Origin of the sequence: Paractinoplanes polyasparticus, assembly GCF_019710575.1 — a bacterium.
Classification (GTDB): Bacteria; Actinomycetota; Actinomycetes; order Mycobacteriales; family Micromonosporaceae; genus Actinoplanes; species Actinoplanes polyasparticus.
This window is the reverse complement of record NZ_JAHWFK010000020.1, coordinates 76,712-97,179: the sequence shown is the minus strand read 5'-3', so window position 1 is coordinate 97,179 and position 20,468 is coordinate 76,712. Positions and strand designations below refer to the sequence as shown.

Sequence of the window (20,468 nt, the reverse complement as noted above, 5' to 3'; positions counted from 1 at the left end):
TCAGATCGTGAAGGGCCGGAAGGTCCGCGGCCCGTACAGGCTGTGCAGGACTTCATCGAGCTCGCCGAGCAGCCGCCACGCGTCCTGCGGTCGCATGCGCGGCTTGTCGTAGGAGCAGCCGTCGGCGAACTTTTTCAGCGCCGGCGGCAGGTCGTCGGCGATGCGGTTCATCAACCCGGTAGCCATGTAGATGTCGGTGGCCGGGCCGGCGGTCTTGGCCGCGAGGACCTCAGGCGGATAGGCATTTCGGCGCTTGGCGACGATCGCCTTGACGTGCGCCGTCGAGTAACACCAGTCGACGAGCGCGACGCCGTGCTGCCCGGGGTGGATCAGGACGTGCTCCTCGAGAATCGCGCCGTGAACGACGCCGGCCCGATGAGCCCAGCCGAGCCCGACAAGCAGGCGGCGCCAGATCCAGGCGACATCACGCGGATCCCGTCGAGTGGTGAGGTCGCTCAGCGGAACGAAGCCGGCCAACCGCTCCAGAACGTTGACGCGCCGCCTTCTCCGCTCGCCGTCCTCGTGCAGATAGCTCTCGATCAGCCGCGGCGCATAGGGCCGGAACTTCGGGTCGCCCTTGTCCCGCAACGCTTGCAGGGCAACGGCTTCTGCTTCCATGAGGTCGTTGTCGGCCGGGCTGCGCGGAATTTTCAGCAGGCTACCGTCGTCACCGGTCATCAGGTCGGCGATGTCGCCGACGGCCACGCGCCGGTTCCGCTCGCGATAGAGCTGCGAGAGAGCCGCGAAAGCCCGAGTGGCGGTCGCGCTTTGCGCTTCGGTCACGGCGTCCGGGTGTACGGCTTTCGCGTACGTCCGGTAGGCGGCCTCGCCATCGCCGAGGTCGGCGAAGGTGGAGGCTTTTCCGATGCGCGCGACGGCTTCGGCGAACATCATCGGACGTCGTCCTCGCGGGTCGGCCGCAGCAGAGCGGGATGCAGCAGCTTCGCGTCGCCGGCTCGATAGAGTTTCGGCTTCGGCCCACCACGCTCCCCGCCACGCGTCGCGGTTTGACCGGTGCTTTCGACGAAGCCGGGAACCGAGAGAACCTTCCGGTGGAAATTCCCGGCGTGTAGTTCCTCGCCCCAGACGACGGCGTAGATCTTTCGCAGCTCGGAGATGGTGAACTCGTCCCCCGCGAACGCGGTCGCCAGCGGCGTGTATTCGAGCTTGGCCCGTGCCCGCTCCAGCCCGTCGGCCAGAATCGAGTCGTGGTCGAAGGCGAGGCTTGTAGCCTCTTCGACTGGCACCCAATAGGCGGCGGACGCGTCCGAACCGGCCAGCGGCTCGGGCAGACTCGGCGCGAAAGCCAGGTAAGCGACGGAAAAGACGCGCATGCGCGGGTCGCGGCCCGGGTCGCCGTACGTCTTGAGCTGCTCCAGGTGCACCCGCTCGAGCACACCCTCGCCCGCCCTGAGGCCGGTCTCCTCGGCGAGCTCCCGCAACGCCGCAGCGTCGGGCGTCTCGTCGCGGACGAACCCACCCGGAAGGGCGCGGTGGCCGGCGAACGGGTGCTCGGCGCGCTCGACCAGCAGGACGCACAACCGGTCGTCGCGGATGGTCAGCGCCACCATGTCCGTGGTGACGGCGACCGCCGGGTAAGCCGCCGGGTCATACCCGGTCAGAAACTCTTCCTCACCCATGCCGCTCCTAGGTTGTTCTCAGATACAGAATTTCTTGATCTGAGAACAACCTATCGCCCAAGCGGCTGGAAGACAAGTACCGCTGAGCCCGGCACCCTTCGGAACCGGGCCGACCAGTCGTACGGGCAGTCAGTAAGGTCCGATGGTGAACGTGGCTCCGCTGGTCACGAGCGTCGCCTTCGCGGCAGGGCCGGCGGTGGTCTCACCGTTCGCCACCACCGTCAGGATGTACGCCCCCTCGGCCGGAGGGCCGGACGCCGGCAAGCTGTTCTGAGGACTCAACTGGGTCGCTGACAGATCCAGGGTGCAGACCAGCTCGGTGTCGCGGATGACCGTAACCGCCTCGCACTCGGCAACACCACGGTTGCCGGCTGCCTCATACGCATCCTTGACGAGAAACACGTGCGCGTTGCCGTCCGTCGGCGTACCGGCGGCATCAAAGGTCAGGTCCGAAAACCCCGCACCGAGAACGTCGACAGTCACTACCGCGCCGGCATTGGCAGTATTGGGCGAGATCGTGATGCCGTTGCTGTAGGTGAAGGGAATCGGCGCATCGTTCGTGGAAACGTCGGCGTCCTCGGGCTGACCGTTGTTGTCGGGGTCCAGGCTGCTCACCGCGCCACCCGGAGCGTTCACGATCAGCGCGAGGCCGGCTTCCGCCGCCCGAGGCCCGGTGATCGCCGTGAAGCTGTTGCCGTTGGGTGCGCCGGTGATTCTGGTCAGCGCCACTCCGCCGATCGAGCCGGTTACCGCGCCGGCAGCCGTGTTGAACCCCGCGCCGGTGACGGTGATCAGTTGACCGCCACCCGCCAGACCGTTCGCCGGAATGATCGACTTGATGGTCGGGCGGACGGCCAGGGTGTATGACGCTGTGGCCAACAAAGAGCTCGCGGTGGTGGAAGCACTGTCGTAGACGCAAACGTTCCACTTGGCCGCGGTCAGCGAACCGACCAGCTCGAGGCCACGGGGATTGATCGTGCTCGTGGTTCCGTCGTCATTCAGAACCGGATACGGACTCGAAGGCACCTTGAACGCGACCTTCGTCGCGGAGATCCGAGTGACCGTGGCCGGATCCACGGTCAGCGCACCGGCCGTCATCCCCGCCGGGGCGGCGGCGATCTGGATAACCCCTCTGGCCGTCGCACTGCAGGTAGTGGCACCGCTCGCGGCGACGTACTGGAACTGAACAACCGGCTCGGTGCCGGCTGGGAAAGGCGCCGGCGCCGCCGGGGTCGCGGTGACCGTACCGATGATCGTGCCGCCGCCACCGCTGGGACCGGAGACGCTGCTCAGGGTCATCGGCAGTGTGACCGCCATGGCCGGCACACTCGTGCCGCCCAGGACCAGAACGGTCGCGGCGGCGGAGGCGAACCAGGCTCGGCCGACACGGCGGAGCATGCGTTGAGACATTGGGCTCGCAAACCCTCTCAAGCTTGGGGAAATGCCATAGGCCCTCGATGGCAGCGTATCGACTCGATCGCTTGCTAACTCGAAAATCGACCTGAACCAGACGGGCGTCAGCATCCCGGGGTGACCGTGGTCGACCCGGTTCCCGAGCAACCACCGCAGCCACAGTCACCGGCAACCTCGGCTCGGGAACGGGAACCTTCTACCTCTTCCCCGCCAACGTCACCAATGTGCCGGTGCTTGAGGGCGCCTGCAACCTGACGTACGTGAGCAACGGCTCCGTCAGCGCCATTAGCTACGACGCCAACTACATCCAGAGCGGCATCTCCAGCAGCTCGACGTTCACCGTCTCGTCCTTCTGATCGGAAGGACGGGCAAGGCGCGGCCCGGAGCATCCGCTCCGGGCCGCGGTTCGTCGGTAGCCGGGTCAGCCGAGCTTGCGCCATTCGCGGGCGATGACACGCCGGCTTTCCGAGGACGAGGGTCGCCCACGGCTGTCGACCGCCACGGTGGCAACGCTCTTACCGGCGCTGGTCCGCCAGCACACCATCAGAAGCGAGGGTGGACCCTTTTCGATGCAGGTGGAGTGTCCGACATCGAGCGATATTCGTAACTATAGGCAATCAGGCAACCACAAATAGTTACGCTTCCGGCGAGACGGCTCGCGGCGGTTCACCGAGCGCGGAGCCCACCAATCCAGAGACGCGGTCCGTAGCGACCCGTAGGAGGACCTCGCATGCGTAAGTCCAGCAATTCACGAACCCGGCTGGCGGTCGCCGCCGGGCTGACGACAAGCGCGGTCGGCGCCGCGCTGCTCGTCACACCAGGTGTGGCGTTCGCCGCCACCACGGTCACGCCGACGGTGGTGGCGCCTGGCGGTTCCGTAACGATCTACGACGACACCGCGACCTTCTCCGCCGGCGTCGCGTCGCCGCCCAGCGGCGCACTCAACCGGGTGCAGATTCTGACCACCGGCACCACCTGCGTCACGCCCATTCCGGCGGCTTCGACAACGGTCGTCGCCGCAACCGTCACGGAGTCGTCGGTCGCGAACGACACCGTCACGTTCACGGTGCCCTCCACCCTGCCGGCCGGCACCAACGGCACGGCCAAGCGGTACGTCGTCTGCGTGTACGAGCCCACCGGTGTCAACGCCAACGCCAGGGTCGGACAAGCCGGCGGGTACACCATCACGGTCGGCGCTCCCCCGGTGGTAACTCCGGCTTTCGGCACGACGGGCGGGGGCAACCAGATCACCGTGTCGACCGGTACGGCTGGAAACATCTTCACCGGCGTTGCCACCGTCACCGCAGCCTTCAACACCGATGCCATGTGCGCGGCCGCCCTCGGCACACCTGTCACCGGTACGTCGACGGTCGCGACAAAGACGTCGGACTCGTCGGTCAACATCACTGTGCCCTCGGGTGTCGCCTTGCCGGGCGCGAACTTCGTCAAGTACAACCTCTGCCTGTACAACGGCACCACGGCTACGTCCGCTCTGCTCACCGCCGCGAACTACACCGTCTCGCAGGTCCAGATGTCGGCCAACACCGGCTCCTGGCTGGGCACGAACGGACTGAACATCACGGCTCCGAACCCCATCCTCGCCGGGTTCGACAGCCCTGGCGCGATGTTCGTGACCGCAACGACCTGCCCGGCCTACGACTCCACCCCTGCGCTCGGCACCTCGGTGCCCGTCACGGGCTCCAACGCCCCGCGCAAGGTGGCTGACAACCGGCTGGCGCTGACGGTGCCTCAGCTCTACACAAACGTAGGCGCGTGGAACTCGGCCAGAGGCACCCGAGGGAGCATGCCCTGGCAGCTCTGCATCTACGGCAGCGCAACGAACACAGAAGCGGCGATTGCCGCGGCGCCGTACTCGGCCACCACGCTGCACACGATCGGTGGCGTGACCCCGCGGGCGGGTACCGCGCTGGGCGGCAGCCGTATCACCGTCAGTGGCACGGCGTTCCCGACCGAAGCCGGCGAGATCACTGCGACCCTGGGTGGCTCTCCGCTGATCAACATCACGCCGCTCACCTCCACTGCCTTCTCGGCCACGACCACCGCGCACATCCCGGCGAACAACTCAGCCCTCGTCGTGAGCACGAACGCCGGCTCGGTGACCTACCAGAACGCCTACACGTTCACGAGCGCGCTGTCGGTCAAGCCCAACACGGCGCCCAACACCCGGTCGATCGACGTGGTGGTCAACGGTCTCGGGTTCCAGAGCAGCACCTGGAACTCCGGCGATCTGACCGGTGCGCACATCTACCTCGTCAACGGCGTGTACAGCTCCTCGAACGTGGGTGGCGCCCGCGCCAACCCGCCGACCGCCGAGTGCTCGAGCGTCCTGGTCCTCACCGACTCCGAGCTGATCTGCCGACTCGACCTGACGTCACGACTGAACGCGGGTGGAACGGCGGCGTTGAGCGTTGCGCCGGACCCCGCCACGATCGACACCACAGCCGGCAGCCGGGTGGCGACTGGAGCGCTTGCACTTGCCGGTACCAATTTCTCGTCCCTTGACCTCGGCAAGACCATCACCGATCCCGCCGCGGCCCCGAGCCTTCCCGCCGGCACCACCATCGTCGGCATCCTGGGTAACGACAGCGTGCTTCTCTCGAACGCCGCGAGCGCCACCACCAACGACGCCCCTGTAGTTATTTCGGCTCGTGGCCCGCTGAAGACCATCACCGGAACAACGGCAGACGGCGCTGCCACTCTCACCAGCATCTCGCCCGGGCTGGAGGCCGCCGACGAGAACAGGTTCGTCTTCGGTCCTTCCATCCCCGCCACCGGCTTGACTCTTACTGGGACCATCGCGCCGAACGCCACTTCGGGAACCCTGTCCGGCACCGTCACTACCGGTATCGCTGGTGCAACACTTTCCGTCTTCGCAGCGACGGCCACCGTGCCGGTGCCGGAAGGCGCGTACAACCTGACGTACGTGAGCAACGGGTCGGTGAACGCCGTCTCGAACGACGCCTCTTTCATCCAGAGTGGTATCTCCAGCAGTTCGACTTTCACGGTCGCGCAGTTCTGATCTGACAGCGGCAACAAGAGCGGCCCGGAGCGAAAGCTCCGGGCCGCTTTCGTTTGTACGGGCATCAGCCGAGCTTGCCCCATTCTCGATTGACGACGCTCACGCTTTCCGATTGGGAAGGGCGCCCCTTGGCGTTCACCGACACCGTGGCGACACTCTTCGCCGCGCTCGTCCGCCAGCACACCAGCAGTGTCGGCTTCTTCGCCGGTTTGTCCTCGTTCGCCAGCTGGAAGGTCTGTGAGCAACTGACCGCGCCGATCTTGGCAATTCCGCCGGCGACCCAGCCCAGTTCGCGCTGACCGGTCAGATCTCCCTTGGCAGTGATGATGCGCATGGTCCGGCCCGCCTTCACCGACCCCGTCGATCTCACCTTGGCGCCGGCCGCCGCGGCCGACAACTCGGGTACGTCGCGCGGAATGACCGGATTGAAGTTCTTCACACCGTGTGCCGCGGCGAAGCTCTTCGCGGCTTTCACTCGCTCAGCGCTCGACTTGGGCTCGGCTGACGGTCCCGGCGCCGCGGTCGTCTGCGGCGACGGTGACCGGGTCGGCGGGCTGGTGCTGGTGGTGGGCAGGCTGTCGGCAGTGGCCTCTTGCACATCCGCCGACGCGGAGGGCGTCGATGTGCCGTTGGCCGTTTGCACGGTGTCGCTGCCGTTCGATCGGTCGATAACGGCATAGCTGCCGATGCCCACCACGGCAAGTCCGGCCATCCCCCAGGCGAGTGCGCCGCGCGACGCGAGTGACCGGGATCTCGGCCCCTTCGGGAAATCATCGTTGGACATGCTCAGGTCCTCTGCGATCGGCTGTCGGGCCGGCCGCAGGAGTCGCAGGCCGGCCCCGGATCCTTCATGTTCGCAAACATCCGTATATATAGGGCCTAATCCAGCAACCTCTCAGGCGCTTATACACCCTTGGCCCGTCAGGTGGCCGTTGTTTCGACGCGCTCCTGCAGGCGGCCCAGGGGAGAACAAGGTCGTCCGCGGCGAGTCCTCTCAAGGTCGCGGCGAACGCTTCGCTTTCTGCCCCGAACCACGCATGACAGCCCGGGACGGATCCCGGGGCCGTTGGCGTGCACCCGAGCTGCACCACGGAAAAGTCTGCCCGATCGAGGACGGGCGCCGACTCTTCTCGTCGACCACCTACGGGGAGGACGACCATGAAGAAGCACCTGCGCCGTTACGCGATGGGCGCCGTGGCCATCGGCGCCATCGCCGGGAGCGCCGCGATCGCCCTGCCCGGCAACATCACCGCCGCGAGCGAGTGGCAGCCCGCCACCTACACGCCCACCACGTACAACCTGACCGAGACGCCCGAGCAGCTGCTGCCGGCCGCCGTGTCGGCGCAGAAGCCCGTACGCGTGGTGACCACCGCCCTCGACGACGACGGCAAGCCCGTCATCAAGGTCACGACCGCCACCAGCCGAACCGCGGCCGCCAAGGCCGTGAAGGCCGGGCAGACCGCCACGAACGCCGTCGGTGTGGAGCTGGACGCCGTCGCGACCGCCACCGACGTGCCCAGTGGCTCGGACACCTATCGCAGTCAGCAGTGGGACTTCTCGAAGATCCGGGTGGGCGACGCCTGGCCGAAGTCGACGGGAGCCGGCATCATCGTCGCCGTGCTCGACACCGGCGTCGACGCCAAGCACCCCGATCTGGCCGCCAACGTGCTCACCGGCTACGACGCCATCGCCAACACGGCGGGGGTCAGCACCGACACCAACGGGCACGGCACCCACGTCGCGGGCACCATCGCGGCCGTCACCGGCAACGGCGTCGGCGTGAGCGCCGTCGCGCCGAATGCCAAGGTCCTTCCGGTACGGGTTCTGGCCGCGAACGGGTCGGGCTACATGTCCGACGTGGCCGAGGGCATCGTGTGGGCCGCCGATCACGGCGCGGGCGTCATCAACATGTCGCTCGGCACCACCTCCAAGGTCACGGCCGTCACCAACGCCATCGCGTACGCCCGCAACAAGGGCGTCACGGTGGTCGCCGCTGCCGGCAACGAGCGGACCGCGGGCAGCCCGACCAGCTACCCGGCCGCCGACGCCGGCGTCCTCGGGGTCGCCGCCACCGACTCGTCCGACAAGATCGGCACCTACTCGAACGCGGGCAGCTACGTCGACGTGGCCGCGCCCGGCACCGCGATCCTCAGCACCTATCCGACGGCCCTCGGCGGCAGGACCGGGTACGGCTCGATGAGCGGCACCTCGATGGCGTCGCCGCACGTCGCCGCCGTGGCCGCGCTGCTGAAGGCGTACCAGCCGGCGCTCACCCCGGACCAGGTGCAGTCGGCGCTGGAGAGCTCCGCCGTCGACCTGGGCACGAAGGGCCGCGACAACGACTTCGGCTACGGCCGGATCGACGCCACCGCCGCGCTCGCTGCCGTCACGCCCCCGACCGTGAGCCCCACGACCAGCCCGACCACGAAGCCCACGACGAGCCCCACGGCCAGCCCCACCACGAAGCCCACGACGAGCCCGACCACGAACCCGACCGCCGGCCCGACGCCGTCGCCGAGCAAGACGACGAGCAGCGCGCCCACCCCGACCCCGTCGGCCAGCAAGACCACGAGCCCCACCCCGGCGCCGACGCCGACGAAGGCCAAGGTCACGCCGGTCGTCGCGGTCAGCACGTCAGCCACGTCGGTTGTCTACGGCGGCACGAGCACGGTCAGCTACACGGTCACCGCGTCGGGCGCTGCCTGGGCCGGCAAGCCGGTGCAGATCGCCCTGGCCGGCGCCGGATCGAGCGACTTCCAGCTCAGCAGCGCCAGGACCGACGCGTCGGGCCGGGTGGCCGTGTCGGTGAAGGCCACCGCCAGCTTCAAGATCAAGCTGGTCGTCCTCGCCACCGACACCTCGGTGGAGGCCTCCTCGCCGCTCACGACCTTCACGGTCCGCGCCCAGGCGACCGTCCGGAGCACGGCCGCACGTTCGCTCAACGTCACGCTGACCGGCGCGACCGGCCAGAAGGTCCAGGTCCAGAGGTACGTCAACGGCAAGTGGGTGGCGGTCCGCAGCTTCACGGCCACGGCCCGGACGACCGTGACCGGCCTCCCGTCCGGCGCGAAGGTCCGCCTCGTGGTCCCGACCACGAAGGCCGTCACCGGCATCACCACCGCATCGGTCAAGGTCGCCTGATTCAGGCCGCCAGGTGAGACCCCGGAGCCCCAGGGCTCCGGGGTCCGCCGCTTTCCAGCCGGCCAGACCGGTTCGCCCGGATGGGCAGTGCCGCGCGACTCGCTGCCGGTTGAGCCGGACCCCTGCGCCTCAACGGGCGAAGGCGCCTGCCGGCCCGTTCTCAGTTGAGCCGCGCCCACTCTCGCTGGATGACGGCGACGCTGTCGCCCGACGACGGCCGGCCCTGCTCCGCCACCGCGACGGTGACGACGCTGCGGCGGGCCGATGTGCGCCAGCAGACCAGCATCGACGGCACCACCCGGGCCCGCTCACCCGATTCCGTGCGCACGGTCTTGGTGCAGCGTGCCCCGCCCACCAGCCAGCCCGTGTCCCCGGCGATGGCGAGCTCCGGCCGCCCGGTCAGGTCGTAGCCGGCCGAGGTCACCCGGATCCGGCCGGAGCCGGTGGTCTCGCTGTGCTCGTTGAGCTGCGCCGCTGCGGTCAGGCCGGGCGACGTGGACACCGAGGGAGAAGGTGGCGGCGGTGTCGGGCTGACCTGCTGCCGGGCGCCCGATCGGCTCACCCGCCCGGGCGAGGCCGCGGCCACGGTCCGGCCCGAGCCGGAATCCGACCGCGAGGCCGACGGCGACGGGGACGGCTCCGGCACGATCGCGCGGGGTTCCCGGACGGCAGTGTCACGCGACAGGCCGACCAGCTGACTCTGCACCACAAAGACGCCCGCTCCGCCGAGCGCGGCCAGCCCGGCCAGCGCCACGCCGAACTGCTTACGCCGCTGGTTGCGCCGCTCGCGCGCGAGCGACCGGTAGACGCCGTTCTCGTCCTGCACTGTCATCCGCGCGCGTCCTCCCGTCCGAAAAGTCTCGGAACGATCGTGCCACCGAGGCGGACAAAGCGCTCCAAAACCATCGGAACCAAGCTGCACCGCGTCCCTTCCCGTCCTGCCAACCAGCGCGACCGAATCGGTCTGACATGAACAAGCAGATGCGTCGTTATGCCGTCGGTGCCGTCGTCCTGGGTGCGGTCGCGTTCACCCTTCCGACCCAGGAGCCGGACTGGCGGCCGGTCACCCGCAACCTCTCGGCGAGCCCCGAGCGTCTGCTTCCGCCGGTCATCTCCACCGCCCGTCCCGTACGGGTCGTCAGCACGACTGTCGACCGGGACGGACGTCCCCAGGTGTCCGCCCGCACTGTCACCGACCGCAAGGCGGCCACCGCCCTCGTCACCGAGGGCCAGAACGCGCCGGGCGCCGTCAGTGTCGAGCTCGACGCCCCGGTGACCGTCGCCCAGGTCGACCCGTACCTGCCCGCGCAGTGGGACCTGGCCCGCACCCGGGTCGACGGCGCCTGGCCGCGCTCGACCGGGGCCGGCGTCACCGTCGCGGTCGTGGACAGCGGCGTCGACGCGACCCACCCCGACCTGGCCGGTCAGGTGCTGCCCGGCGCGGACTTCATCACCGGCACCGAGGGGCCGTCGGTCGACCCGCACGGGCACGGCACGCATGTGGCCGGCACGATCGCCGCGCTCACCGGCAACGGCGTGGGCGTGGCCGGCATGGCGCCGCACGCCCGCATCCTGCCCATCCGGGTGCTCGCCGCGAACGGCTCGGGTTACATGTCGGACGTGGCCAACGGCATCGCCTACGCGGCCGACCACGGGGCCGACGTCATCAACATGTCGATCAGCTCGGCCTCGCAGGTCGCGGCCGTCAGCAACGCCGTCGCGTACGCCCGCAGCAAGGGAGTCGTGGTCGTTGCGGCCGCCGGCAACCAGCGCGCCCAGGGCAGCCCGGTCGTCTTCCCGGCGGCCGACGAAGGGGTCATCGCCGTCGCCGCGACCAATCCGGACGACTCCGTCGCCGGCTACTCGAACCGCGGGGGGTACGTCGATGTGGCCGCTCCCGGCACCGGGATCCTCAGCACGTACCCGGGCGACCGCTACGTACGGATGAACGGGACCTCCATGGCCGCGCCCCACGTCGCCGCCGTCGCCGCGCTGCTCGAGGGATCCGACCGCGCCCTGACCCCGGAGCGGATCGAGGCCGCCCTGACCTCGTCGGCCGTCGACCTGGGCGCCCCGGGCCGCGACGACGACTTCGGCGCCGGCCTGATCGACGCGGCCGGCGCCATGGCCGCCGTGGCCCCGGCGCCCACCACCCCGCCGGCCACACCTGCCCGTACCGCCGAGCCGACGCCGACGCCGGCGGCGTCGTCGTCACCATCGACGCCCGAGACCGCTGAGCCCACGACGGCCGCCCCGAGTCCCGCGCCGACCACCACCGCGCCCAGCCCGGCCCCCACTACCGCCCCGACCACAGCCGCACCCAGCGCCACCCCGACCACGGCCGCACCCAGCGCCACCCCGACCACGGCGGCACCGATCATTCGCCTCGTCCGGACCGACGCGGGCGAGCTGACCGTCGTGATCGTCGGCGCGGACGGCAAGGAGGCCCGGATCGAGCGCCGTACCGGCGACGAGTGGCGCACGGTCGTCACCTACCCGGCCACGCGGATTGCCCGATTCACCGGCCTTGCGACGGGCCTCGAACACCGTGTCGTGGTGTCGGGCACCACAAGCGCCGTGATCCTGCTCTGAGCGCTGTCCAGCGACAAGATCATCCGGTTTACTCAACACCCATGGGCATCATTTCCAGGGGATTCGGCGGCCGGCGGCGTGAGTCGGTGCCCGGCCTGCCGCCCGGCCAGTACCTCACCCACGATTTCCCGGTGCTTTCCGCCGGGCCGACCCCGCGCATCCCGCTCGATCGCTGGCGCTTCACCGTCACCACGGAGACCGGCGAGAAGACGAGCTGGAACTGGACGGAGTTCCAGGCGCTGCCGGCCGAGGACGTCACGGTCGACATCCACTGCGTCACCAAGTGGTCCAAGCTGGGCACCACCTGGCGTGGCGTCTCGCTCGACACCCTGCTGGCCGACGTCGAGTCGGCGGCCGACTACACCATGGTCCACAGCTTCGGCGGCTACACCACCAACGTGCCGATGGAAGATCTGCTCGACGGCAAGGCCTGGGTGGCGTACAAGTTCGATGGTGAGGATCTCGAGCCCGAACACGGCGGCCCGGCCCGGCTCCTCATTCCGCATCTGTATTTCTGGAAATCGGCGAAATGGGTCAACGGCGTGCAGCTGATGCCCGATGATGACCCCGGTTTCTGGGAGGCCGCCGGCTATCACATGTACGGAGACCCATGGCGCGAACAGCGGTATCAGGGCGACTGATCTGGCGGGCTGCGACGGTTGCCGCAGCCCACTGGGAGACGCCGACAGCACGCACGTTGGTGCTCGACGTTCCGGACTGGCCGGGCCACCTGCCCGGCCAGCACGTCGACGTGCGCCTGACCGCCGAGGACGGCTACCGCGCGCAGCGGAGCTATTCGATCGCCTCGGCGTGGCCCCATCCGGAGGGCAAGGTCGAGCTGACGGTTCAGCGGCTCGACGACGGCGAGGTCTCGCCCTATCTGACCGACACCGTCGAGGCCGGCGATCAGATCGAGCTCCGCGGCCCGGTCGGCGGTTGGTTCGTCTGGCGGGACAAGCAGCCGGCGCCGGTGCTGCTGATCGGCGGCGGCTCGGGGGTGGTGCCGCTGATGGCGATGGTGCGCGCCCGGTCGATGGCCGGCACCAAGCAGCCGTTCCGGCTGATCTACTCGGTGCGTACGCCGGAAGACCTGCTCTACGCGGACGAGTTGCGCCGCCGCGTCCGCGACGACGCCGGCCTCGACGTCCACTACGTCTACACGCGTAAGACGCCGGACAACTGGCCCTCGCCCCCGAAGAGGATCGACGTGGCGGCCCTGAACACGTACGGTTGGCCGCCGGACTTCGCACCCGACTGCTTCGTGTGCGGTCCGACGACGTTCGTCGAGACGGCCGCGGACATCCTGGTCGCGCTCGGCCACGACCCGCGCCGGATCCGCACCGAACGCTTCGGAGGGACGTCGTGACACAACCCGGGCCCAGGGGCGCCGCGCTCGACGGCAACGCCATGGCCGGCGACCTGCGCGAGATCTTCGCGGTCGACGTGACCGCGGCCCGGTTCATGTGCGCGGGCTGCACCCACACCGACGCGGTGGCCACGCTCGTGGTGTGGCACCAGTCGCCCGGCCTGGTGGCACGCTGCCCGAACTGTTCGGACGTGGTGCTGCGGGTCGTACGGGCGCCCGACCGGGTCTATCTCGACCTGCGGGGCAGCGTACGCCTCGAAGTGCCGCTCGAAGGCAGCTGATCTTGACCCGCCCGGGGGCGCCGGAGGATCCGCTGCTGGCCGAGGCCGGCGACTGGTCCGCGTCCATCGGCGCCGCCCAGGACGAGCTGATCCGCACCGCTCCCGAAAGCGTGCTGATCATTCAGGGCGGCCCGGGCACCGGAAAGACGGACACCGCGCTGCGCCGGGTGGCCTGGCTGCTCGACGAGCCCGAATACGGCTTGGGCGCGACCGATGTGCTGGTGGTCGGGCCGTCGCACGCGTTCGCGCGGCGCACCCGCGCGCTGCTCGAGGGCTGGGGACACGAGGGGGTCGCGCACAGCTCGATCGACGGGCTGCTGCCCAAGGCGGTCACCGGCCGGCCCGAGGCCCCGCACGTGACCCGGCTCAAGGGCGAGGCGCGGATGGCCGGGCTGATCGGCCGGGCGATCGAGAAGCACCGGGCGCGGCAGCGGGCCATCCCGCCCGTGCTCACGATCCGCGGGCGGGCGGTGCGCCTCGACCCGGCCACGGTCGAGCGGGTGATCACCACGGCCAAGGCGAGCGAGGCGACCGCGGGTGACCGGCGGCGCCTGCTGCGGGCGGCGCTCGTATCCGGTACGCAGGACCCGCGGTTGATTCTCGATGCGGCCGACATGCTGGCCGACCGCCTGTGGCCGGAGTTCGAGGCGACGACCTTCCTGTCCGAGCTGTTCGCCTCGCGCCTGATGCTGACCGCGGCGGCCGAGGGCGAGTTCACCGACCGCGAGATCGACGCGCTGTTCCGGGTGACCGACGAGGAGCCGCCGTTCAGCGAGGCCGACCTGCCCCTGCTCGACGAGGCCGAGCACGTGTCCGGCATCGAGCCGCAGACCTACGAGCACGTGGTGGTCGACGAGGCCCAGGACCTCTCCCCCATGCAGTTGCGGGCGGTGTCGCGTCGCTCGGCCAACGGCTCGCTGACCGTGATCGGCGACATGGCCCAGTCGACCGGCCCGTGGGCCCGCGACGACTGGCACGACGTGCTCGCGCACCTGCCCGCCGAGATGCCGCACGTGCACCGTGAGCTGCACTTCGGCTATCGCATCCCGCGCCAGATCTTCGAGCTGGCCGCCGAGTTGCTGCCGACCGCCGCGCCCAGCGTGCAGCCGCCGACGACCGTGCGGGACGGGCCGGCCGACCCGGTGATCGCGCCGGTCGAGCCGGCCGGGCGGGCGGCTGTCGTGGTGGCGGCCGCGGCCGACCACGCCGCCGACGGGCGTTCGGTCGCGGTCATCTGCCCGGCGCGCTGCCGCGACGAGATCGAGGCGGCGCTGCGGTCGGAAGATCTTCCCTGGGGTACGGCCCCGGGCGACGAACGAGGGCCGGCGATCACGCTGCTGAGCCCGCACGAGGCGAAAGGCCTGGAGTTCGACGCGGCGATCGTGGTCGAGCCGGGCTTCATCGTCGACGACGACCCCCGCGGGCACCGGCTGCTCTACACCGCGCTGACCCGGGCCACCGGCCACCTGCACCTGGTGGGCGCGCCCGAGGATCTGCCGGCCGACTTCGGCGCGCAGCCGGCCGAACCGGACCCTGTCGCCGAACCCGTGGTGGACCCGGCGCCGGCGCCCGTAGCCGCTGTGCCGCCGGAGGCGTTGCCGATGCCGGACGACCCGGTGCTGCGCGAGCAGATCGACATGGTCGCCCAGAGCCTGGCCGAGACGCTGCTGGCCAACCTGACGCCGGAGCTGTGGCCGGTAGCGCTCGACCGCCTGATCGAACTGATCAGCCCCGATCCGTGAGCCCCGGGCGCCCGGCCGGCCCCCCGCGTGGCGTCAGGAGCGGAAGCCGCCGCGCAGGCGCTGGGCCAGGGTGACCGGCGAGGGCGGGCTGCCGGTCGCGGGCCGGGGTTTCGCCGGGATGGACCGGCCCACCGGGCGGTCGTAGTCGGCGGTGGCGATGGCCTCGATGATCTGGCCGTCGCCGAAGTTCTCGGAATCGGGAATCGACGGCACGAAGCCGACCAGGACCCCGTTGCGCATGATCTGGGCCTCGAGACCGGCCGTGCCGTCGTTGTCCCAGATCGCCTCGCGGCCGTCGGGCAGCATGACCCGGATGCCGTACTGGGTGACGCCGGCCTGCGGCAGTTTCACATGGGCGAAGACATTGCGCGCCCGCAGCGTGTCGACCATCCGCCGTGCCCGTTCTTCTTCCATGTGGGGACGGTACCGACGGGGGCTGAGGGCAGCCTGAAGATCGCCTGTGGCACTCGTGTGAATGACCGGCTACGGCCGGACATCGACGCAGGTCACATCGACGTACGTTACTCGTACGTAACAGGAATGTCACCGTGTTTCTTTTCTCGGCGACCTGAATTACCGTTCGGTAACCGGAGCGCTCCGGCTTCCTCTCCCCCACGGACCGGAGGCCACTCGATGGGCAGGCGTCTATCCCTTCTCGGCTGTCTCGTCATATCGTCCCTGCTCTCGCTAGCCGTGGCCGCGCCCGCCGCCGCGGCCGTCGACCCTGCCGTGACCGACTACGTCGCGCTGGGCGACTCCTACTCCTCGGGCGTCGGCGCGCCCGGGCAAAGCGTGTTCTGCCTGCGCAGCAAGCAGGGCTATCCCGGCCAGTGGACCGCCCGCAACAAGCCGAAGTCGTTCACCGACCTCAGCTGCGGCGGAGCCGTGACCAGCGACGTCCGCAACCTCCAGGTCCCGTTCCTGAGCAGCGGGGCCGACCTGATCAGCATCACGATCGGCGGCAACGACGCCGGCTTCGCGCCCACGGTGATCGGCTGCCAAGTAGGCAGCGACGCGGCCTGCCTCGACAGGGTCGCCGCCGCGCGCGCCGACATCACCGGCGCCCTGCCCGGCAAGCTCGACTCGACGTACGCGGCCATCAAACGCAAGGCCCCGAAGGCCAAGGTCGTCGTGCTCGGCTATCCGATCCTGTTCGACACCGCGTCGGCGTCGTGCGGCCTCACCGGCATGAGCCTGGCCAAGCGCCGGGCCCTCAACGAGGGCGCACAGGTGCTCAACGACGTCATCCAGGCCCGGGCCCAGGCCGCCGGCTTCACGTTCTCGGACGTCCGCGACGAGTTCGCCGGCCACGGCATCTGCTCGTCGCGCCCGTACCTGAACGGCCTCACGGTCATCCCCCCGCAGAACTCCTTCCACCCCAACGTCAACGGCTACACGTACGGGTACCTGCCCGCACTCGCCGACGTGCTGTAGCTCCGCCGTGCCCCGGGCGGGTGCCACCCTTTAGCACCCGTCCGGGACCGCCCGACCGCCCCCACCACCCGGATCGTTCCGTGGCATGGCAAGCGTCTACGTCCTCGTGCTCCTGCTCGACCTCGCGCTGGTGATCATCGCCCTGGTCGACTGCCTCCGCCTCAAGGAGGACGAGATCCGCACCGCCCCCTGGGCCGCCTGGATGTTCGCGATCCTGCTGCTCTCGCCGTTCGGCGCCATCGCCTGGTTCGTCAAGGGCCGCCCGGTTCCGAAGGTGCCGCTGCGTCCCCGGCCGGTCTTCGTAGCCCCTGACGACAATCCCGACTTCCTCAAGTCCCTGGCCGCCGCCATCCGCGATGGCGACCCGGATCGCTGATCCCTGTCCCCCACGACGCCCTTGTGGCTGGGCTCAGCAGAAGCAATCCATCGAGGTGACATCCGATCTGGGCCGACGTGCCCTGCTCGGCGCAACGGCTGTAGCCGCCGCACTCGCACCGCCGGGCGGGCTCGCTGCCGGCGCTGCCCCGATATGCGATCGACTACTACATCAGCCTCTACAACCACGACCGGGACACCCTCCGCGCCAGCTTCGGCCTCTACCGGGCCTGGGACGCCACGCTCGCCCAGAACAAGCTTCGCGGGGGCGACAAGCTCACCATCCCGGTCCTCGCCATCGGCGGCGAGAAAAGCTGGGGCGACACGCCGGGACACGAGATGAGCTCCATCGCGCAGAACGTTCAGACGCTCGTCGTGCCCGGCGCCGGCCACTGGGTCGCCGAGCAGGCGCCCGAAGCGTTGCTGGCGGCGCCGACCGCGTTCCTGGCCCCGTACCGCGACGGGACTGCGCGGTAGCGAGCGTTTCGACGACCGAGTGGCTCTGCTCCCTGGACCACCCGTCCCGCCGAAGGCCAGGAGCTGTTGCGAGTTTGTTAAACGCCTTAATAAACTCCCCGAACAGATAGCGCGTGATCTATCTGACGAGGGAGACCTGGTGAAGCGATCCATGACCGCGGCCCTGACCGTCGCATCGACGGCCGTAATGCTGCTGGCGGGACAGCCCGCAACAGCTGGCAAGCCGCGGGGCGAGCTGGTGACCGGCACCTACTCGGCGGGAGCGGCCGACGCCTGGAAGGCGCTGCCGTCAACTCGGGTCGGGGACGACGGGGGCCGGGCGGTGGACGCCACTGTGGTGGTCGATCCGTCGCAGCGGCGGCAGCGGTACAGCGGGATCGGCATGTCGATCGACGAGACCAGCGTGTCGAACCTGTGGAAGCTGACGCCGGCTGAGCGGGAGAAGGCCGTACGCCTGCTCGTCGACCCCGAGCACGGAGCCGGGTTCGACCGGTTCCGGCTGACCATCGGCAGCCCGGATCTCATCGAGCATCTGCCGTTCTGGTCGTACGACGAGCTGCCGCCCGGTGTCACCGAGGACTTCGGGCTCAAGTACTTCTCGATCCAGCGAGACATCGACCTGCACATGATCGACACGATCAAGCTGATCCAGAAGTACAACCCGGACGCGACGTTCTTCGCCTCCGCGTGGAGCGCGCCGGCCTGGATGAAGACGAACAACCGGTTCACCGGCGAGGTCGCGCTCAAGCCGGGCAGCACCACCGAGCACTATCAGATGGGCAAGCTTCGCGACGACTGCATCGACGTGCTGGCGCGGTACTACGTCAAGTACATCGAGTCGATGCGGCGCCAGGGAATCACCGTCGACGCGATCACGATGCTCAACGAGCCGGGCATGGATGTCGTCTATCCCGCCATGGACATCAGCGTCGAGCAGCAGCAGAAGCTGGCCGTCGCGATCAAGCAGCAGTTCCGGCGGTCCGGGCTGAGGACGCAGCTCTACGTGCACGACTTCAACTTCTGGGACTGGCGCGACCCGAACAGCACGGCCACCAAGAACTACTACCGGATCATGAACAACCCGGCCACGCGTCAGGCCGCCGACGGCATCGCGTTCCATCCGTACTGGGGTGATCCGGCCGTCATGCGCGAGGCCCGTCAGGAGTTCGGCAAGCCGGTGCACATGACCGAGACGAGCGATCTCAACCCGGCCACCGTGCTCAGTTACTTCCGGCTCGACGCGAGCAGCTACACGCTGTGGGCGCAGGCGACCGACCAGACGGGCGGCACGCTGCACTGGACCGACAAGCGCGACAACAACGTCGACTGGGAAGAGGTCGGCCGCACCACCAAGTGGCCCGACCGGCTGGTCAAGGTCAACACCGAGACCAAGACTTTTTCCGTACGCGGTGAGCTGTACCCGCTCGGGCAGTTCGCCCGGTACCTGTCCCCCCGCGACGTGCGGGTCGAGTCGAGTGCGGCATCCGCCGGGGTCAGCAACGTCGTCTACCGTGACGGCGACCGGTTCACCGCCGTGCTCGCCAACGGCACCGGCGCGGACAAGAGTGTGCGCGTCCAACTCGGCGGCCAGTCCTTTGTGGTCGGCGTGCCCGCAAACGCCTACGCCACGTACCGGTGGAAGGCCGATGCCCCGCGCCGTGACCACGCGCCTGTCCTGCGGGCCGTCCCCCCGCTGACCGTCGACCAGTACGCGACGACCCTGTTCCGCCTGTCGGCGACCGACCGGGACCGCGACCGGCTCTCGTTCTACGCCACCGACCTGCCCGCCGGCGTCTCGCTGGACGCGGCGACCGGCGTGGTCACGCTCAGCCCGACCGCCGCGGGCGCCCAGCAGTTGACGTTCCATGTGACCGACGGCGCGGCCCGCGACTCGGTGACCGTCACCGTGAACGTCACGCCGAAGGGCGCTCCGGTCGGCGTACGCGTCGAAGCGGAGTCGTACGCCGGGCAGAACGGCTGGACCGAGGGCGGCGCCAACTTCGTCGAGAGCAACGCCGGGGCCAGTGGCGGCAAGAACATCGGCTGGACCGCCGCCGGCAACTGGCTGAGCTACCGCGTCGACGTCGCCGAGGCCGGGACGTACGACCTGGAACTGCGCGTCGCCAACGGCACGGGCGCGGTCGCGGCCGACGCCATCTCGTTCCGCAACGCGGCCGGAGCGAAGCTGGCGACCGTCTCGGTGCCCGCCACCGGGGGCTGGGCGACCTACCAGTCCGTGCACGTGCCGGTGACGCTCGCCGCCGGCGACCAGCTGGTCACGCTCTTCTGCGAGACCGGCGGCTTCAACCTCGATTACCTACGGTTGAGCTGATGTGGGCGGGTGCCGCTGCCACGGCGGCGGCACCCGTACGGCTGACATGCCGGCCGCGGCGGCGGACTGCAGGCCGAAGTCGGTGTCCTCGAACACCAGGCAGCGCTCCGGCGCCACGTTCAGCAGCTTGGCGGCGATCAGGAAGCACTCCGGGTCGGGCTTGCCGTTCAGGTAGTCGCCGGCGCAGACCATCACCTCGAACTTCTCGAGCAGCCCCAGCGTCGTGAGCGACGCCGTCACCGATTCCCGGCTGCTCCCGGAGACGACGGCGAACGGCACTTTCCCGTACGCGTCCTCGATGTGCTCAAGCACCTCGGGCACCGCCGCGACGGTGGGCAGCAGCTCCTGGAAGATCTGCTCCCGCCGCGCGTCCACGACGGCGACCGGCATCGCGAGCCCCTGCCGCGCGTTCAGATCGGCGATCACCGAGGTCGGCGTGCGGCCGCCCCACGCGTAGAACAGCTCCTCACCGAACTCGGCGCCCCACTCGTCGAGGGCCCGTTGCCAGGCCTGGTAGTGGATCGGCATCGAGTCGGCGATGGTGCCGTCACAGTCGAACAGGTACGCGTCGAACTCGCCCTCAGGCAGCGGCAACATCACGCCGACCACGATAATCCGCAGCCGTTGTCCGATTC

General features: G+C 69.5%; 19 protein-coding genes. 12 read left to right on the top strand and 7 right to left on the bottom strand.

The genetic code is table 11. From position 1 onward, the window contains the following. The 3 genes from KXC43_RS20770 to KXC43_RS20760 all read right to left on the bottom strand — a co-directional run bounded on the left by KXC43_RS20770 (position 1) and on the right by KXC43_RS20760 (position 3,038). A complete protein-coding gene (locus KXC43_RS20770; RefSeq protein WP_221377758.1) occupies positions 1-894 on the bottom strand; it encodes a serine/threonine-protein kinase in 894 nt (297 codons plus the stop codon). Next, entirely contained in the window at positions 891-1,640 is a 750-nt protein-coding gene (locus KXC43_RS20765; protein WP_221377757.1) for an NUDIX hydrolase, read from the bottom strand. Before KXC43_RS20765 ends, KXC43_RS20770 begins: the two co-directional genes overlap by 4 nt. A 129-nt stretch (positions 1,641-1,769) precedes the next feature. Further along, on the bottom strand, positions 1,770-3,038 hold the full coding sequence (locus KXC43_RS20760) for an IPT/TIG domain-containing protein (protein ID WP_221377756.1): 1,269 nt from the start codon (positions 3,036-3,038) through the stop codon (positions 1,770-1,772). Between the two features lie 239 nt (positions 3,039-3,277). Between KXC43_RS20760 and KXC43_RS51055 the strand changes: the two genes are divergently transcribed. Both KXC43_RS51055 and KXC43_RS20755 read left to right on the top strand, forming a co-directional pair. Then, positions 3,278-3,409 carry a hypothetical protein gene (locus KXC43_RS51055; RefSeq protein WP_255644466.1) on the top strand — a complete coding sequence of 44 codons (132 nt, stop codon included), beginning with the start codon at positions 3,278-3,280 and terminating at the stop codon, positions 3,407-3,409. 374 nt (positions 3,410-3,783) lie between these two features. Beyond that, positions 3,784-6,093 (top strand): beta strand repeat-containing protein, encoded by a 2,310-nt coding sequence (locus KXC43_RS20755; RefSeq protein ID WP_221377755.1) that lies wholly within the window; start codon positions 3,784-3,786, stop codon positions 6,091-6,093. Positions 6,094-6,157: 64 nt separating this feature from the next. Here KXC43_RS20755 and KXC43_RS20750 read toward each other — a convergent pair whose 3' ends face one another. Next, a complete protein-coding gene (locus tag KXC43_RS20750) occupies positions 6,158-6,877 on the bottom strand; it encodes a hypothetical protein (protein WP_221377754.1) in 720 nt (239 codons plus the stop codon). Positions 6,878-7,251: 374 nt separating this feature from the next. Here KXC43_RS20750 and KXC43_RS20745 point away from each other — a divergent pair, with 374 nt between their 5' ends. Continuing rightward, complete coding sequence (locus KXC43_RS20745; protein ID WP_221377753.1) at positions 7,252-9,234, top strand: S8 family serine peptidase; 1,983 nt, start codon at positions 7,252-7,254, stop codon at positions 9,232-9,234. Positions 9,235-9,394: 160 nt separating this feature from the next. Here KXC43_RS20745 and KXC43_RS20740 read toward each other — a convergent pair whose 3' ends face one another. Further along, positions 9,395-10,066, bottom strand: a complete 672-nt coding sequence (locus KXC43_RS20740; RefSeq protein WP_221377752.1) for a hypothetical protein — start codon at positions 10,064-10,066, stop codon at positions 9,395-9,397. A 137-nt stretch (positions 10,067-10,203) separates the two neighbouring features. Between KXC43_RS20740 and KXC43_RS20735 the strand changes: the two genes are divergently transcribed. The 5 genes from KXC43_RS20735 to KXC43_RS20715 are packed head-to-tail and all read left to right on the top strand — an operon-like array spanning position 10,204 to position 15,215. Further along, entirely contained in the window at positions 10,204-11,826 is a 1,623-nt protein-coding gene (locus tag KXC43_RS20735) for a S8 family serine peptidase (protein ID WP_221377751.1), read from the top strand. Positions 11,827-11,867: 41 nt separating this feature from the next. After that, on the top strand, positions 11,868-12,467 hold the full coding sequence (locus KXC43_RS20730) for a sulfite oxidase-like oxidoreductase (RefSeq protein WP_221377750.1): 600 nt from the start codon (positions 11,868-11,870) through the stop codon (positions 12,465-12,467). Next, positions 12,437-13,192, top strand: coding sequence for a ferredoxin reductase (locus KXC43_RS20725; RefSeq protein WP_221377749.1), 756 nt, complete (start codon positions 12,437-12,439; stop codon positions 13,190-13,192). The genes KXC43_RS20730 and KXC43_RS20725 overlap by 31 nt, the downstream gene beginning before the upstream one ends. After that, positions 13,189-13,473: a DUF6510 family protein gene (locus tag KXC43_RS20720; RefSeq protein ID WP_308129174.1), complete on the top strand. Its 285-nt coding sequence runs from the start codon at positions 13,189-13,191 to the stop codon at positions 13,471-13,473. The genes KXC43_RS20725 and KXC43_RS20720 overlap by 4 nt, the downstream gene beginning before the upstream one ends. A gap of 2 nt (positions 13,474-13,475) precedes the next feature. Further along, complete coding sequence (locus KXC43_RS20715) at positions 13,476-15,215, top strand: UvrD-helicase domain-containing protein (RefSeq protein WP_221377748.1); 1,740 nt, start codon at positions 13,476-13,478, stop codon at positions 15,213-15,215. A gap of 33 nt (positions 15,216-15,248) precedes the next feature. Here the strand turns inward: KXC43_RS20715 and KXC43_RS20710 are convergent, their stop codons facing one another. After that, positions 15,249-15,629: a hypothetical protein gene (locus KXC43_RS20710; RefSeq protein WP_221377747.1), complete on the bottom strand. Its 381-nt coding sequence runs from the start codon at positions 15,627-15,629 to the stop codon at positions 15,249-15,251. A gap of 219 nt (positions 15,630-15,848) precedes the next feature. Here KXC43_RS20710 and KXC43_RS20705 point away from each other — a divergent pair, with 219 nt between their 5' ends. The 4 genes from KXC43_RS20705 to KXC43_RS20690 all read left to right on the top strand — a co-directional run bounded on the left by KXC43_RS20705 (position 15,849) and on the right by KXC43_RS20690 (position 19,833). Beyond that, positions 15,849-16,649 carry an SGNH/GDSL hydrolase family protein gene (locus tag KXC43_RS20705; RefSeq protein ID WP_221377746.1) on the top strand — a complete coding sequence of 267 codons (801 nt, stop codon included), beginning with the start codon at positions 15,849-15,851 and terminating at the stop codon, positions 16,647-16,649. Positions 16,650-16,734: 85 nt separating this feature from the next. Further along, entirely contained in the window at positions 16,735-17,025 is a 291-nt protein-coding gene (locus KXC43_RS20700; protein ID WP_221377745.1) for a PLD nuclease N-terminal domain-containing protein, read from the top strand. A gap of 338 nt (positions 17,026-17,363) precedes the next feature. Then, on the top strand, positions 17,364-17,501 hold the full coding sequence (locus KXC43_RS20695) for a hypothetical protein (protein ID WP_221377744.1): 138 nt from the start codon (positions 17,364-17,366) through the stop codon (positions 17,499-17,501). 139 nt (positions 17,502-17,640) lie between these two features. Continuing rightward, positions 17,641-19,833 (top strand): carbohydrate-binding protein, encoded by a 2,193-nt coding sequence (locus tag KXC43_RS20690; protein ID WP_221377743.1) that lies wholly within the window; start codon positions 17,641-17,643, stop codon positions 19,831-19,833. Here KXC43_RS20690 and KXC43_RS20685 read toward each other — a convergent pair. Continuing rightward, a complete protein-coding gene (locus tag KXC43_RS20685; protein ID WP_255644484.1) occupies positions 19,819-20,430 on the bottom strand; it encodes an HAD family hydrolase in 612 nt (203 codons plus the stop codon). The two genes, KXC43_RS20690 and KXC43_RS20685, sit on opposite strands and share 15 nt — an antisense overlap. Between the last annotated feature and the right edge of the window lie 38 nt (positions 20,431-20,468).

Excerpts from the sequence above, each read along its gene's own strand:
- KXC43_RS20750 (WP_221377754.1), bottom strand. The coding sequence starts at position 6,877 with ATGTCCAACGATGATTTCCCGAAGGGGCCGAGATCCCGGTCACTCGCG.
- KXC43_RS20770 (WP_221377758.1), bottom strand. The coding sequence starts at position 894 with ATGATGTTCGCCGAAGCCGTCGCGCGCATCGGAAAAGCCTCCACCTTC.
- KXC43_RS20745 (WP_221377753.1), top strand. The coding sequence starts at position 7,252 with ATGAAGAAGCACCTGCGCCGTTACGCGATGGGCGCCGTGGCCATCGGC.
- KXC43_RS20705 (WP_221377746.1), top strand. The coding sequence starts at position 15,849 with ATGGGCAGGCGTCTATCCCTTCTCGGCTGTCTCGTCATATCGTCCCTG.
- KXC43_RS20765 (WP_221377757.1), bottom strand. The coding sequence starts at position 1,640 with ATGGGTGAGGAAGAGTTTCTGACCGGGTATGACCCGGCGGCTTACCCG.
- KXC43_RS20755 (WP_221377755.1), top strand. The coding sequence starts at position 3,784 with ATGCGTAAGTCCAGCAATTCACGAACCCGGCTGGCGGTCGCCGCCGGG.
- KXC43_RS20730 (WP_221377750.1), top strand. The coding sequence starts at position 11,868 with ATGGGCATCATTTCCAGGGGATTCGGCGGCCGGCGGCGTGAGTCGGTG.
- KXC43_RS20685 (WP_255644484.1), bottom strand. The coding sequence starts at position 20,430 with ATGTTGCCGCTGCCTGAGGGCGAGTTCGACGCGTACCTGTTCGACTGT.
- KXC43_RS20695 (WP_221377744.1), top strand. The coding sequence starts at position 17,364 with ATGAGCTCCATCGCGCAGAACGTTCAGACGCTCGTCGTGCCCGGCGCC.
- KXC43_RS20700 (WP_221377745.1), top strand. The coding sequence starts at position 16,735 with ATGGCAAGCGTCTACGTCCTCGTGCTCCTGCTCGACCTCGCGCTGGTG.
- KXC43_RS20735 (WP_221377751.1), top strand. The coding sequence starts at position 10,204 with ATGAACAAGCAGATGCGTCGTTATGCCGTCGGTGCCGTCGTCCTGGGT.
- KXC43_RS20760 (WP_221377756.1), bottom strand. The coding sequence starts at position 3,038 with ATGCTCCGCCGTGTCGGCCGAGCCTGGTTCGCCTCCGCCGCCGCGACC.
- KXC43_RS20710 (WP_221377747.1), bottom strand. The coding sequence starts at position 15,629 with ATGGAAGAAGAACGGGCACGGCGGATGGTCGACACGCTGCGGGCGCGC.
- KXC43_RS20725 (WP_221377749.1), top strand. The coding sequence starts at position 12,437 with ATGGCGCGAACAGCGGTATCAGGGCGACTGATCTGGCGGGCTGCGACG.
- KXC43_RS20740 (WP_221377752.1), bottom strand. The coding sequence starts at position 10,066 with ATGACAGTGCAGGACGAGAACGGCGTCTACCGGTCGCTCGCGCGCGAG.